The sequence below is a fragment of the Pseudomonas syringae KCTC 12500 genome, assembly GCF_000507185.2.
Taxonomy (GTDB): Bacteria; Pseudomonadota; Gammaproteobacteria; order Pseudomonadales; family Pseudomonadaceae; genus Aquipseudomonas; species Aquipseudomonas syringae.
Genome location: NZ_AYTM02000002.1, coordinates 2671827 through 2685686, shown reverse-complemented (window position 1 = coordinate 2685686; position 13860 = coordinate 2671827). Strand labels below are relative to the sequence as shown.

13 protein-coding genes are annotated in these 13860 nt (G+C 54.1%); all 13 read left to right on the top strand.

What is annotated here, in order from left to right:
- Window positions 1-10: 10 nt before the first annotated feature.
- Complete coding sequence (locus V476_RS12325; RefSeq protein WP_235810981.1) at window positions 11-994, top strand: T6SS immunity protein Tli4 family protein; 984 nt, start codon at window positions 11-13, stop codon at window positions 992-994.
- Between the two features lie 35 nt (window positions 995-1029).
- Window positions 1030-1425 (top strand): hypothetical protein, encoded by a 396-nt coding sequence (locus V476_RS12320; RefSeq protein WP_154232052.1) that lies wholly within the window; start codon window positions 1030-1032, stop codon window positions 1423-1425.
- Window positions 1416-4181, top strand: a complete 2766-nt coding sequence (locus V476_RS12315) for a type VI secretion system Vgr family protein (RefSeq protein WP_051128933.1) — start codon at window positions 1416-1418, stop codon at window positions 4179-4181. The genes V476_RS12320 and V476_RS12315 overlap by 10 nt, the downstream gene beginning before the upstream one ends.
- Window positions 4178-5167, top strand: a complete 990-nt coding sequence (locus V476_RS12310; protein WP_235810926.1) for a DUF2515 family protein — start codon at window positions 4178-4180, stop codon at window positions 5165-5167. The genes V476_RS12315 and V476_RS12310 overlap by 4 nt, the downstream gene beginning before the upstream one ends.
- A 52-nt stretch (window positions 5168-5219) precedes the next feature.
- Window positions 5220-6026 (top strand): hypothetical protein, encoded by an 807-nt coding sequence (locus V476_RS12305; RefSeq protein ID WP_235810925.1) that lies wholly within the window; start codon window positions 5220-5222, stop codon window positions 6024-6026.
- 292 nt (window positions 6027-6318) lie between these two features.
- Window positions 6319-6747, top strand: coding sequence for a DUF2628 domain-containing protein (locus V476_RS12300; protein ID WP_024961298.1), 429 nt, complete (start codon window positions 6319-6321; stop codon window positions 6745-6747).
- A gap of 140 nt (window positions 6748-6887) precedes the next feature.
- A complete protein-coding gene (locus V476_RS12295; protein ID WP_024961297.1) occupies window positions 6888-7895 on the top strand; it encodes a 3-oxoacyl-[acyl-carrier-protein] synthase III C-terminal domain-containing protein in 1008 nt (335 codons plus the stop codon).
- On the top strand, window positions 7892-8908 hold the full coding sequence (locus V476_RS12290; RefSeq protein WP_024961296.1) for an NAD-dependent epimerase/dehydratase family protein: 1017 nt from the start codon (window positions 7892-7894) through the stop codon (window positions 8906-8908). The genes V476_RS12295 and V476_RS12290 overlap by 4 nt, the downstream gene beginning before the upstream one ends.
- Complete coding sequence (locus V476_RS12285) at window positions 8901-9707, top strand: MBL fold metallo-hydrolase (RefSeq protein ID WP_024649819.1); 807 nt, start codon at window positions 8901-8903, stop codon at window positions 9705-9707. The genes V476_RS12290 and V476_RS12285 overlap by 8 nt, the downstream gene beginning before the upstream one ends.
- Window positions 9704-10987 carry a F390 synthetase-related protein gene (locus V476_RS12280; RefSeq protein WP_024961295.1) on the top strand — a complete coding sequence of 428 codons (1284 nt, stop codon included), beginning with the start codon at window positions 9704-9706 and terminating at the stop codon, window positions 10985-10987. Before V476_RS12285 ends, V476_RS12280 begins: the two co-directional genes overlap by 4 nt.
- Window positions 10984-11604, top strand: a complete 621-nt coding sequence (locus V476_RS12275) for a phosphatase PAP2 family protein (protein WP_003343712.1) — start codon at window positions 10984-10986, stop codon at window positions 11602-11604. The genes V476_RS12280 and V476_RS12275 overlap by 4 nt, the downstream gene beginning before the upstream one ends.
- Window positions 11601-12734: a sterol desaturase family protein gene (locus V476_RS12270; RefSeq protein ID WP_024961294.1), complete on the top strand. Its 1134-nt coding sequence runs from the start codon at window positions 11601-11603 to the stop codon at window positions 12732-12734. The genes V476_RS12275 and V476_RS12270 overlap by 4 nt, the downstream gene beginning before the upstream one ends.
- Entirely contained in the window at window positions 12727-13821 is a 1095-nt protein-coding gene (locus tag V476_RS12265; protein WP_024961293.1) for a fatty acid desaturase family protein, read from the top strand. Before V476_RS12270 ends, V476_RS12265 begins: the two co-directional genes overlap by 8 nt.
- The last annotated feature ends 39 nt before the right edge of the window (window positions 13822-13860 follow it).

The following is a 13860-nucleotide window of genomic DNA, read 5'->3' as shown; positions in this document are numbered from 1 at the left end:
AAGGCAGACCATGAAAAACATTCCAACCTTAACAAAAGCGCTAACTTATGCCTTAACAATTTTTGCACTTTACTCTCCACTATCCTTGGCACTACCCATTGAAGGAAAGGAAATGAACAACAAGCTGGCCACCCATTATTTTGGCAGATTCCAACTAGATCTACCAACGGGTTCTGAAATTGTCGCTGACTACAAGCTCTACAACGAAAAAGTAGAGCTTGTTAGCAAAAATGGAAAGTCTGATTTGAGCTCGTTTGTCGATCAAACAATTGAAGAACTAAAAAAAGGAACTGCTTATGGGACATCAAGCAGATATGAAAAAACTATACCCCTTAGCAATGGTAGCGTGTTAATACTTTCCAAACTAGATAATCTCTATACGTTTCATGCCTATCTACTTACATCAAAGAACACACTTTATCGGATGCTAGTAAAGTCAATTTCGGCTAAAGGAATAGATGGCGCCATCAATAAAACCCGGCTAATAAGTGAATCCATATTTTTTAGGCGACCACAAGACGCTCCACCCCAAGGCGCTTTTGCTTTAGAAGCAGGTTATACCACACTAGGGACAACCCAATCCTTGGAAGGTATTTACATGGGAGCACAAATCTCAACGCACCCAGGAACGTTTGTTAGTCTACTGACCCAACGAATCGTTGAACATGATGACACGTTAATAAAACGTTTTGAAAATGAAAGCGGCGGCCTTATTCCAGGCATGGCAGAATTATTGAGTAAAACAAAAACGCTTAGAAAAAGGACACGTATGATTGGTGATTTTAAAGCAGAGGAAGTCGCTGTAACAACATTAATAGATGGAAAACGATTTTACACTTTTCAGATCGAATACGAGGGACAGATAAAATCAAATATTCGTCCATTTATAGATCTAAGACTGGGCACACATGAAGTTGGAAGCGACTTTAAATCCGACGAAGAAGCTTTGGCCTTTTGGGATAAGGTAGTAGACAGCCTGAAACCGCTTCCCTGACTTGGCTATCTATACAGCAATAAAGAATAAAATAAATGGAACAATTTAATGCCCGACTTTATAGGCTACATACTAATTGCTCTAATCCTGGCATTGCCCCTCTACGGAGCTTGCTATGCACCGTTCAAAATACTGACGTTTCTGGTAAACGGCAAAAGCCCACTAAACCACATTTTGCGATATCAGTGTTTTATCTCATGCGCATTATCTTTCATCGCTGCTTTTTGCGCATTTTTCTTATACTTGGCGACACGTGGCAATTACGACTTTCTCATGCCCGTGGCATGCTACTTCTTCATCCAGGCAGTTTCGATGCTTATAATGACGATAAAGGCAAAGGCATCCATCTAAAAGAAACACATGGACGACAATTCATGTTAGATCAGGGATACGAGACCATTCCAGGTAGGGGAGCTACACCATGGATCTGACATTCGGTACCGCCCTCAGCCAGAGCGGACGCCTGCTGCAACTCACCACGCCGTTGGGCGAGCATCAGCTTCAGGCCCTGCGCATGCATGGGGTCGAGCGCATCGGCCGCGTGCCCCGCTACACTCTCGACGTGGTGGTGCAGGACACCGAATACGATCCTGAAAAACTCATCGGCCAACCCGTCAGCCTGGCCATCCTCTGCGATGACGGTTCTCCCGCGCAGCGTCATGGCCTGGTCGAGAGCGTGCGCTATCTGGGCAATGACGGCGGCCTGCATGACTGGCAACTGGTCTTCGCGCCCTGGTTCAGCCTGCTCGAGTACCGCCTCGACTGCCGCATCTGGCAGGACAAGAACCTGCCGGCGATCCTTGAAGCCGTTTTCTCGATGTACGAGCAGGCCAAGGGCAATTATCGCCTGGACCTGCGTCGCGAATACGCCCCGCTCTCCTACGTCACCCAGTTCAATGAAAGTGATGCCAACTTCGTGCAGCGCTGGTGCGAACAGGAAGGTCTTTTCTGGTACGTCGAACATACCGCTGACAAGCACTGCATCGTCTTTACCGATACCGTCGATACCCTCCCCGCGTTGGCGCCCCAGAGCATTCGGTTTCACACTCAGAACGCCACCGAGAAACAGGACGGCATTACTCAGTGGAGCAGTGGCTCGCAGTTGCTTAGCGGCAAGCTGCACTGGCGCAGTGTCGATTACCTAGCCCACGGCCAGCCACGCGAAACCGTGATGCCGGCCTTGCAGGCCGCTTCGGCCCCGCAGGCGCTGGAGCGGTACGAGTATCAAGGCCAGTACGGCTGGCAGAAGCAGGACCGCGGCGAATGGCTGAGTCGCGTACAGATCGAGCAGCGTGAATCGCAGGCTCGTCGTATTCAGGGTCAAAGTGGTGTGCGGCAAATGGAAGCCGGACGCTGGTTTGAACTGACCCAGCATCCGCTGTACGAGCGCAAGGCGGCTGAAGAGCGCCAGTTTCTGCTGATCGAAGTCGAGATGTTCGCCGAAAGCAACCTGCCGCTGGCCAAGGGACGTCGCGAAGTGCCGGGCAGTCTGGCGGCGCTGTTCAGATCAGTCCGTCCTGAGCCATCAGGGCTTGGCGTCGTGAACAAGGTAGCGGACAACTTGGGCGTCGGCAGCCACGGCTTCTTCCTCAACCGCTTCGAAGGCCAGTTGCACAGCGTGCCGTTCCGCAGCCCGTCGGAGCATTTCAAGCCGAATAATCCTGGCCCGCAGACCGCCGTGGTGGTCACACCCAACGGTCATGAGGTGTTTACCGACACTTTGAACCGGGTATGCGTACGCTTTCACTGGGACCGGCTTTCCCAAGACGGCGAGCTGGGTTCCTGCTGGCTGCGCATGATGCAACCGAGCAGCGGCCCGGACTGGGGCAGTGTGCACGTGCCGCGTGCCGGTGAAGAGGTGGTCATCACCTTCCTGGATAACGACATCGACCGGCCACTGGTGATGGGCCAGGTTTACGGTGGTCACAAACCTGCCTGGCACTCCAGCGGCTTGATGGCCGGCTACAAGAGCAAGGAAGTCGGCGGCGGAGGTTTCAACCACTGGGTGATGGACGACTCCACCGGCCAGGTCCGCACCCAGATCCACAGCAGCCACGGGCATACCCAGCTCAACCTCGGTTACCTGATCGACCAGCGCGGCAACAATCGCGGAGGCCTGCGCGGTACCGGGTTTGAATTGCGCACCGATGCCTACGGCGCACTGCGCGCCCAGCAGGGTTTGTACCTCAGCACCTGGAAACGCAGCGGTGCTCAGGGCGCACAGATCGATGCCAGCGAAGCGCAACAGCAACTGAAAAACAGTGAACAACGCGTCAAGACCCTGTCCGATACGGCCCAACAGCACAATGCCCTGCCCATGCAGGAAGGCTTGGACAGCCTGACCCAGCTCAACAGCGACGCCGACGTGACCTACGGCAGTGACGACGGCGCCCCAAGCCAAGGCCCCGGCGAGCAGCAACGCAACGGCGGTGATACCGCCTGGGCAATCCGCAGCGGCGGACGCGGTAAAACGCCGGGTTACCAGCAACCTCTGCTGATCGCCTCCTCCCCTGCCGATATCGCCACCGCCACGCCGAAAAGCACCCACCTGCACAGCGGCAAACACCTGACCCTGAGCACCGGCGAAGACGTCAGCATCGCCAGCGGCAAATCCCTGCTGGCCAGCGTCGCGCAAAGCATCAGCCTGTTCGCCCAGAATGCGGGAGCGAAGCTGTTTGCAGCCAAGGGCAAGATCGAGCTGCAGGCGCAGAGTGATGCGATGGAATTGACCGCGCAGCAGGGCATGAAAATCACCTCTCTTGCACAGTTAGTGGAAATGTCTGCACAGAAAGAAATTTTGCTCACCAGTGGCGGCGCTTATATCAGGATCATACGCGGCAATATCGAGGTGCATGCGCCAGGCACAATAGACATCAAAGGTGCCAAAAAGACCCTCAGCGGTCCCGCAAGCATGGACTATGCAAATAAGGAGCTTCCCATCGCAGTACCCGCAGGGCTGTATGACGAGCAAAATCGCCTCATGACCACTCACGGTGTACCGCTTGAGGATGTCGCGGTCGAGGTTGATATTCCTGACGAAGGCAAGAAAATATTTTTTACCGACCAAGACGGTAATATTCCACGGATTTTTAGCGACAAGCCTGGTAATGGCAAGGTTACGCTGGTACCTGACGAGTTGATCGTGCCCGCGGGGTCGGACGAATACTCTCCGAGTAAAAAATCATGAAAGATGACTTTAACTTTAACCCTCATGCTTGCTCGATCAATGACCTGAATCCTGGATGCAAAGCGCTATGGTCGATCGGCCAGCAAGTTGCCGTTCGCCGATTGAGTGTACAGTCTCGCGTACCCTGCCTGAAACCAGCACAATATAAGTTAATAAGCGACTTTAGTGCACGTGCCGCGCGCATTGCAGGCAACTACGCCAGAATTTATCTAGAACAAGAGCTCAACGGGAAGCCCGCATTGAAGGGGCGATTTTACTGGACCGGTTTAGCGGCGTTTGCGAGCAAGCAGGTAATGTGTGCGCTAGACTATTCCAGCACTTCAAACTGGCGCTATGCATTTCCATCATTGGCTGCGTTTGAAGCAACAAAAAATTACTTAGGCAAAGGAAATTTCTGGCTATTCCAAGACATCTTCGTTTGGCACTGGTTTTATATAAATTTTCCAGAGCAATTCACTGAATGTATTGAAAAGCGCGACTTCAACAAGTACAACGAAGAATTCAAAGCGTCATTTAAAAAGCTGCCTTGGGCAGAAGACGCGCTACTGAAAATAGACAATCTCAAAGTCACTGATTATCTGAGACTGGGATTTTCCTTGATAGCTAAAATTGAAATCATCCGTGGCAGGGACGCCCAAAGACAACAGCAGCTAGCCTCTTTAATAGCCATCGCAAACCATGAGCAAAGGAAAATATTACAACCTTTAATCTACGAGAGCTTCGGATTCAAAACTCTTTTATACGGTCAATCTAAACTGGAGGGTCATTTCGGCGTGCCTCGTCGGCTTGCTGCCTTTAGCACTGCTTGTGAGTCAGATAATCCTAAGCTCAATGTAACAATGACCGAAGGTCAACTGTACGACCCTACCGAAAGAATGAAGTTTATCACTAAAATTGCAGACAAATTTCACACACTTATGGACATAAATAAAAAATATATGGAAAACACCATTATAGAAATATCGTCCTGGCACGACCATGCATAAAAAATTTTTTTTGACGCTACTTTTGTTTCTTACAGCCTGTGGAAACCCTGATATGAAACAGAAACCGCTACTGATAAAATTTAAACTGGATGAGCCTGTTGAAACCTTGCTTTCAGCGTCAACTGTGAATTTTGACAGGGACTGTAATGACAAAATTTGCTTTTACGATTTTGACATTCCTCTACAAAGCTCAAGCAAGGCGACGGCTGTCATCGAGTCAAGCCAGCAGCCTCTGATATTTGACGATGTTGTCAGCGCTGTATTCAGCACGATTGAAGACAGTAACATTACTAATGCCAAAATTATATTAGGTGGAGTACCCTCAAACTCGGAACACACCAAGGCCATCGACTATTTTTACCAGCAACTCGGAAATCTGAAAGCAACAGGCTGGAGGCGCTACATTTACCCCAACGAAGCAAGAATACCGGGATCCGAGGCTAGAAAATTTAAAGACTTTGACACTGTGCTTGAAAAGCCTGCTGTTACAGGGCCCTGGAAGGATCCAGCCTTAATCCTCTCCAAGGAAGAGTGGCTGTCTTCACCGATGCTCAGCGACTGGTATTTTTATAAGGATGGTGTATACCTTACCTTTAGTGTTCAGCGTGAAAATACACCTGACTCCAAGCAGGAACGTGGTTCTTATTTATTTACCCTCAGCTTCAGGTCGGAAACTGAGTTCTATAAAAGCTTTATAGACAGCGACGATCGTGAACACTGGAAAACTCTAGTGCCCGCCGAACTAAGAAAAATGGCAAAAGAGCGAGCAGCGGCAGAGTCATTATTAAAAAAATCGGGCATTTTGATAGATGAAAACTATCAAGAACCAATGATCAGTATCCTGGAAGCAAAGCATTGAACCTGGTGCGCTTCGTAAAAATGGTTGATGCACGTCCGGTCATGGGGACGGGTCAGCCGCGACAACCGATAATCTGGCAGCAACCTGACCAGAAAAACGAGCGACTCCAGTCAATGGCTGCCTATCAGACTGACCAGATGAAAAATTGTGGCGATTTAGCGCCCAGGTTACGCGGTTGCGTAGTACACCACCCGAAAACTCCATACACTCAGCAACCTGATCATAAAAACGCCAGAACACAGGGTTTCCCGGAAGAAAGACGTAACCCCAATGGAACATCAGGAGCAGCACCATGAGCACAGCAGATCAGACGCGCAGCACTGGCACGTACAGCGCCAAGTGGCAGGAGCGCTTCAATTTCTTCGAGACGTATGGTGCGCCGAACGACCCGCGGTTCAAGGCTGGCCTCAAATCACTTCCTGGCTTCAGGAAGAAAATGCGGATCAATTTCAACGTCATCGCGTATTTCTTTGGCCCCATTTATTTCTTCGTGCTGGGCCTGTGGAAAAAAGGCATTGCGTTGATTGGCATAATGCTCGCGACCAACGCCTTGATCCTTCTGGTATGTACGCTTTTGGGAACCGAGGTTCCTTACGCGCAGGGGGGAGGTTTGAATGTGGCCTTCTCGCTGATGTATGCCTTGACCGTCAATTATTCGTACTACCTCAAAGAAGTAAAAGGCGAGCAAGGCTGGAACCCGTTCAAAGGCATGCGTCTTTAACCCGAAAAGATAACCGATGACACCGTCCTCTTGCCGAGCATGAGGGTTCGCGGCTCATCGACCCATGCCATGTTCAGCCAGCGTTATATTTGAATCAGTCATTCAGGTAATTGCCACATGGATGCGAAGCCAGGACTCCAATGACAGCGCCCTCCTCCCCCGCAGCCTTGCTGCCACTGAAAATTATTGCGACTGGCGTAGCGGTGCCCGCAAATCGAGTGGACTCGTCTGCGCTGGACACGTTATTGAACAAGCCTGCGGGTTATGTCGAAAAGCGCTCCGGCGTACATTGTCGTTTTCACGCAACACTCGATGCCAGCCAGGCCGAACTTGCAGCACAAGCACTTCAGGATGCCTTGAGAAGAGAGCAGATCCCGGCGAGTTCGATCGATCTGTTGATCTCGGCCTCGGCAGTACCCATGCAGGCCTTACCCTGCACGGCAGCATTGATTCTCAAAGCGGCCCACCTGCCATCGGGTACGCCCGGCTTTGATATCAACAGCAGTTGCGTCGGCTTCATTACGGCGCTACAGGTCGCTGCCGGCTTGCTGAATGCCGGGATCTACAAGCGCATTGCGATCGTCTCGGCAGATCTCGTTTCGCGCGGTATCGACTGGGATGACGAGGAAAGCTCGCTGATCCTCGGCGACGGAGCAGCCTGCGCCATTGTCGAACGCGGTGACGGCAGCAGCGGCATTCTGAGCAGCCTGTCCGAGACTTATCCACAGGGCAGCGACCTGTGCGAGATTCAAGCAGGCGGTACACGCCGCAATCCACGTGCAGGCATGACTGACAGTGACTTTCTGTTCCATATGAAGGGCAAGCAGCTGTTTCGTCAGGCTGCCGCGTTGATCGAGGGCTACCTCGCACGTCTGTTGGAAAGGAGCGGATTGACGCTTGCCGAGATCGCCACCGTGGTCCCCCATCAGGCCAGCCATCTTTCGCTTGAGCACATGCGAAAAAGGCTTGGAGTACGGCCTGAGGTACTGGTGGATATTTATCGCTATCACGGTAACCAGGTCTCGGCATCGATTCCGACGGCGCTGCATACTGCTTTTACCACCGGCCGCTTTACACCCGGCAAACCCGTGATGCTGATCGGTACCGCTGCCGGTTTGACATTGGCGGGCATGGTGCTGCTGCCATGAAGGTTCTGCTGACCGGCGCCACCAGTGGCCTCGGACGCAATGCGGCAGAGTGGCTATTGAACGCAGGCCATAGGGTACATGCCACCGGACGTGACTCGGCAGTGGGGAATCTGCTGCGAGAACAAGGAGCGGCGTTCACCGCCCTGGATCTGACCCGGGCTACAGCACAGCAATGTGAGCAATTGATGCTCGGCAATGACGTGGTCTGGCACTGCGCGGCAAAGTCTTCTCCCTGGGGTAGCGAGGCCGAGTTTCATGAGGCCAATGTAGTCGTCACAGAAAAGCTGGCCGAGGCAGCGGGCCGCTGCGGCGTTTCGCGCTTCGTGCACATATCCACGCCTGCGATCTATTTCGACTTTCAAGACCATGAGCGTATTGACGAGCAATACCGTGCCCGACGATTCGCCAATCACTACGCCAGCAGCAAGTACCAGGCAGAACAATCCATACAGGCGCTGGTGCCGCTTTATCCACAGACCACGTTTATTATCCTGCGGCCCCGTGGATTGTTCGGCCCGTATGACCGGGTGATTCTGCCCCGGATTCTGGGCCAGATAGAACGCGACCGCGGCGTGCTGCGTTTGCCCGGTGGTGGTGAGGCGGTACTGGACCTGACGTTTGTACTGAACGTTGTGCACGCCATGGATCTGGCCAGCCATAACAATTCTTTGTCTTCAGGTGCCGCCTACAACATCACCAATCATCAGCCCATGCGACTGGTGGATACCTTGCAGTTGTTACTGCACGAACAACTCGGCATTCGTTATCGTGTGCAGCGCGTGCCTTACCGATTGCTGCACTCGCTGGCGACGGCACTCGAGCTGCTGGCCTGTATAACGCGCAAGGAACCCGTGCTGACTCGATACAGTGTGGCGGCGGTGAACTTCGATATGACCCTGAGCCAGACGCGAGCCATTGAAGAACTGGGCTACCGGCCGCGATACTCGATGGAAGAAGGCGTTCAGCTCACGGGAGAGTGGCTTAAGTCTCATGCGGTGAAGCCCCATGGCTAGCATTACCACCTTTGAAGTGGGTTACTGCACGCATATCGGTTGTATGGCGTTGCAAGGCGCGGGCCTGAGGGTCTGCAAATTTCCGTCCAGAGCGTATCTGCTGGAGGTTGGCGATCGCCGCTGGTTATGGGATACCGGCTACGCCAACCATTTTCAGGAGCATACCCGGTCGGGGGTGTTCCGCATCTACAGCCAGGTTACCCCGGTATACCTGGATGCGGGTGAAACGCTGCTGGATCAGCTGCGTAATGCGGGTTACGCGGCCAACGATATTCAGGCGCTGATCATTTCCCACTTTCATGCCGATCACATCGCCGGCCTTCGGGACTTCAGTCATCTCGACTTTATCTGCTCGGGCGAAGGCTGGCAGAAAACCCGCTCATTACGTGGCATCGCCGCGCTCAAGCGCGCCTTCGTACCGGGACTGATTCCGGAAGGTTTCGAGGCAGCGTTGCAGTTCGTCGAGGGCTTTGAGCAGGTCAGCCTGACCGAGCAACTGGCACCGTTTACACATGGCTACGAACTGCCGGGCAGTGACGGGCAGATTGTTCTGGTGCCGCTACCAGGTCATGCCGCTGGACACCTGGGTGCATTTATTCTCACCGACGATGGCTGGACACTGCTGGCCAGTGATTCCGCATGGTCGCCGCTTAGCTATCAAGAATTGCGCGGGCCTTCTGTGCTTGCCAACGTGCTGATGGACGACAGCAAGGCCTACTACCAGACGCTGAATCGTCTGAACCTGTTGTGGGCAGCAGGCCATGTGGATATTCGTTTGTGCCACGAGGGCGATTTATGATCCCGGTGATGACGCTCTGGCACTACTGGCGAGCGCGTCGCCTGCGCTTTTCCAATCGCCAGGCACTGGAGCATTTTCAGAACAGGCAACTGAAACGCTTTGCCCATAGGGTGCTGGCCAAAAGTCCCTATTTTCGGGCTTACAGCGCTCTGCCATTCAACGAATGGCCGCTGATGGACAAAGCGCTGATGATGACGCAGTTCGACCAGATGAACACGGCAGGTCTGCAACGTGATCAGTTGCTGGCCTGCGCAAGGCGCGGCGAAGCCGAACGCGACTTCACGCCACGCATCGGCCGCTTTAGCGTCGGGCTGTCCTCGGGCACGTCAGGGCAGCGCGGCGTTTTCGTCGTGAGCCCGCAGGAACAGCAGATCTGGGCGGGCGGGATGCTTGCCAAGATGCTGCCAGACGGTATTTTCGCGGGTGAGCGAGTCGCGCTGTTTTTACGTGCGGACAATAACCTGTACCACAGCGTCGACAATCGCTGGCTGAGCCTGGCCTTCTATGACCTGTTCGCGCCGTTCACTGAGCAGTTGCCTCGCTTACAAGCACAGGCGCCGACCATTATCGTTGCGCCAGCACAGGTGCTGCGCGCCCTGGCCCTGGCCGTTCTGAGCGGGCAGATCCAACTCGAAGTAAAGAAAGTGATCTCCGTCGCCGAAGTCCTGGATGCACAGGATCGCCAGTTGCTGAACACGGTGTTCCGCGAGGTCGGCGAGGTCTATCAGGCAACCGAAGGCTTTCTGGCGGCCACGTGCTCTCATGGCACACTGCATTTAAACGAAGAGTTCGTGCATATCGAGCCCCAATGGCTTGATGAGCAGCGCTTCACGCCGTTGATCACCGACTTCACTCGCAGCACCCAACCTATCGTACGCTACCGACTGGATGATGTACTGGTCAGGCAATCCGAGCCCTGCCCGTGTGGTCAGCATTCGATGGCAATTTCCCGAATAGAAGGTCGCCGCGACGATCAGCTTTCGCTGCCCGACCTGCACGGTGAGATGCAGATTATCTTTGCCGACCTGTGCAGTCGGGCAATTGCCAATGCACTGCCACTGACCAGTGACTACCGCTTGATTCAGCTTTCGAAAACCCGGCTGCAGCTGATTGCAGACTGTACGCAAACCGAACTGGAGCACAGCCGCAGACAACTTGTCGCCCTGTTCACACAACAGGGTGTTGCCACTGACAAACTTGAATGGCAACTGACGGTGCAGAACGTGATGCCGAACTTCGATCGAAAACGACGCCGTATTGTCCGGCAGGCAGAAGCATGAACAACCCAATGATGTTTCGGTTGTGGCACATGCTGCTTGGCTGGGGTTCGGTCGGTCTGATCTATACGCTGACCGACCATTTGCAGAGCACCGGCCAGGTCATGACACCCTCGCCGCTCGACCGAATGATCGCATTCACGCCCCACGCAATCTGGCTGTACCTGTCGTTCTTCGTGGTTGTTCCACTGGGCTATCTGATGACCCCACTCGATCGGGTGCGCTGGCTGTCTCGCGCCATGCGTCTTACCGCACTGGGTGCCGGAACGGTCTATCTACTGTGGCCGACAACGATGGTGTACCCGGTCGATGAGGGCACAACGTTAAGCTCTACACTGCTGGCAGCACTGACTTATGTAGACTCGACCCAGAATTGCCTGCCATCCCTGCACATGGCCCTGATGGTGCTGGCAGTCTGGGGGATCAGTGCAGCAAGGCGTAGCGCGCGTACTGCAGTGTTTGTCTTATGGGTGGCCGCCATTGCCTATTCGATCCTGCAATTGCGCCGTCATCTGTTCATCGACGTGGTCAGTGGCGCCGTGCTCGCACTGGTGGCGGGTATGCTGGTCGATGCGCTCGGCCGAAGCAGGCAAGTCGCACTCAAAGGGAATATGCAATGAGCGATCTGGCCATTCCGATCATCATCATGCTGCTGGCCGTAACAGGCGAGGCCGTCATTTTGCAGTGGATGCAGCGCAAGCCGGTTGACTGGCATGACGTGGTGTTCAATCTGAATTCCGGCCACCTCATGCTGTGGCTGTTCCGTGGCCTGGAAGTCATCTGTTACGGATTTGTCGCCACGTACTTGAGCCTTGGCCTGCTGGATACATGGCCGCCACTATGGGTCTGGGCGTTCGCGTTGCTGGCCTGGGATTTCTGTTTTTACTGGTTGCACCGCCTGCATCACCACGTTGGCGTACTCTGGGCCGTGCATGTGGTGCATCATCAGGGCGAGCACTTCAACCTGTCCCTGGGCGTGCGTAACTCTTGGTATTCGTCACTCACCTCGATTCCGTTCTTCATTCCGCTGGCCGTGCTGGGGGTGCCCCTGCATGTGTTTGTCGCAGTGTCGATCCTGCATTACTCGATGCAGTTCTTTAACCATAATGCGCTGACACCCAGGCTGGGCGTGCTGGAGAAGATTTTCGTTACTCCGACCCATCATCGCGTGCATCACGTCAAAGACCGGGCCTACTCAGACAAGAACTTCGGCGGTACTTTCATTTTCTGGGACAAGCTGTTCGGCACATTTTCCAGGCTGCCCGATGTGCCTTACACGTTTGGAATCGGAGGGCCTCGCTCTTCCGCAAATCCGTTCTGGGCCAGCAACGTACCTTTTCTGCATTACCTGCGACTGTCGATAAAATCGAACGAACCGACCCGCTCGCGCGTTTCGGGTTTGAGCATTTTCAGTGGCGCGTTGCTGCTCTTCGCGCTGGTGGTGGGCTATATCTATCAATACGGCTATGGCTACAGCGACATCACCTGGCCGCAGGTCGTCCTGTTCGTTTTTCTCGTGGCGGGCTCGGTGGCGCTGGGAGCAATGACCGAAGCGAGGACCTGGAGTGTTCCTGTCTGGCTGATAGTCAGCCTGGGGCTGGCGTTGCTGTTTCTGGGTTATTACGGCTGGTCGCAGGCTTACTGGCAATTGCCGATGGTCGCCCTCGCCCTGCACGGCGCATGGGTGGCCGTGTCTTCTCGCGGCTACAACCTTCCAGCCGCAAATCCGGTGGAAAAACATCATGGCTGAGTCACTTGCCCCCCTGTCATTTCCTGCCGATGGCGAACAGGCGTTTCATCACGCCCTCAAGCAGGCGGCCCACGCCTACCTGGCAGACGACCATCGCTACGCAAGCATTCGGCAAAAGGTGACGGCATTGCTCCTTATCCTGCTGTGCGGCGGTTTTTATGCCTCGAGCCTTATGCAACACAATGCGTGGGCATTCGTGGGCTGCTATTTCCTGTTTGTCCTGACAGGCATGCTACTCAACGTAATGGTGTTTCACGACGCCACCCACAATGCTTTTTTCCGGGCCGCCTGGGCAAACCGGCTGGTGGGGAGGTTGATGACCTTGCCGCTCGGGATTGATCCGGATTATTGGCGAGTCAGGCATGTGCAGTTTCATCATGCCTATGCCAACGTTGAACATTACGATCTGGACACCGAGGAGAATGGCGTCCTGCGACAGTCGCCCTTCCAGGGCTGGCGTAAGCACATGCGTTATCAACATCTTTACTGGCCCATGGTCGCAGCGTTGTCGCTGCCCTACATCTCATGGATATTCGACTGGTCGGACCGTCTTGGAAAGACGCCGCTCAAAGCCAAAAGAATCCTTCCGGGAAACAAAGGCTGGGCGGTATTTCTGGCCAGTAAGGCATGCCATCTGCTGCTGGTACTGATAGTGCCGCTGGTGATATTCGAGGGCAGCTGGACGACGGTGCTGATCGCGTACTTTTTGAGCCAGATGCTCGCCTCTCTCTGGGTGGTATTTCTGCTGCTTGGTACGCACTGGGCAGAAGCGGAGTTCTATCAGCCATCAGGCAGCCCGTTGATGCCACACGGCTGGTATCGACATAACTTCGCGACAACCTGCGACTGGCAAACCTCTCCACGCTGGCTGCACCATGCCGTGGGCGGGCTGAACTTTCATCTGACTCATCACCTGTTCCCTGGCTGGAGTCATCGACACTACCCGGCGCTGGCAAACATCATCGCCGACCTGGCACCCCGCCACGGTCTGCACTATCGCTGCATCGACTACCGTGAGTTGCTCAGGCAGCAGCGAAAGTTCTTGCGCAGTATGGGGCGGGACACGCAGGTGACGAACATCACCTGACTAACTCAGAGCCAGAAGTTTTGTGACTTCTGGCATGAC

Bases quoted from the DNA above. Each gene is read 5' to 3' on its own strand.
- V476_RS12325 (WP_235810981.1), top strand. From the start codon at position 11: ATGAAAAACATTCCAACCTTAACAAAAGCGCTAACTTATGCCTTAACA.
- V476_RS12320 (WP_154232052.1), top strand. From the start codon at position 1,030: ATGGAACAATTTAATGCCCGACTTTATAGGCTACATACTAATTGCTCT.
- V476_RS12315 (WP_051128933.1), top strand. From the start codon at position 1,416: ATGGATCTGACATTCGGTACCGCCCTCAGCCAGAGCGGACGCCTGCTG.
- V476_RS12310 (WP_235810926.1), top strand. From the start codon at position 4,178: ATGAAAGATGACTTTAACTTTAACCCTCATGCTTGCTCGATCAATGAC.
- V476_RS12305 (WP_235810925.1), top strand. From the start codon at position 5,220: ATGAAACAGAAACCGCTACTGATAAAATTTAAACTGGATGAGCCTGTT.
- V476_RS12300 (WP_024961298.1), top strand. From the start codon at position 6,319: ATGAGCACAGCAGATCAGACGCGCAGCACTGGCACGTACAGCGCCAAG.
- V476_RS12295 (WP_024961297.1), top strand. From the start codon at position 6,888: ATGACAGCGCCCTCCTCCCCCGCAGCCTTGCTGCCACTGAAAATTATT.
- V476_RS12290 (WP_024961296.1), top strand. From the start codon at position 7,892: ATGAAGGTTCTGCTGACCGGCGCCACCAGTGGCCTCGGACGCAATGCG.
- V476_RS12285 (WP_024649819.1), top strand. From the start codon at position 8,901: ATGGCTAGCATTACCACCTTTGAAGTGGGTTACTGCACGCATATCGGT.
- V476_RS12280 (WP_024961295.1), top strand. From the start codon at position 9,704: ATGATCCCGGTGATGACGCTCTGGCACTACTGGCGAGCGCGTCGCCTG.
- V476_RS12275 (WP_003343712.1), top strand. From the start codon at position 10,984: ATGAACAACCCAATGATGTTTCGGTTGTGGCACATGCTGCTTGGCTGG.
- V476_RS12270 (WP_024961294.1), top strand. From the start codon at position 11,601: ATGAGCGATCTGGCCATTCCGATCATCATCATGCTGCTGGCCGTAACA.
- V476_RS12265 (WP_024961293.1), top strand. From the start codon at position 12,727: ATGGCTGAGTCACTTGCCCCCCTGTCATTTCCTGCCGATGGCGAACAG.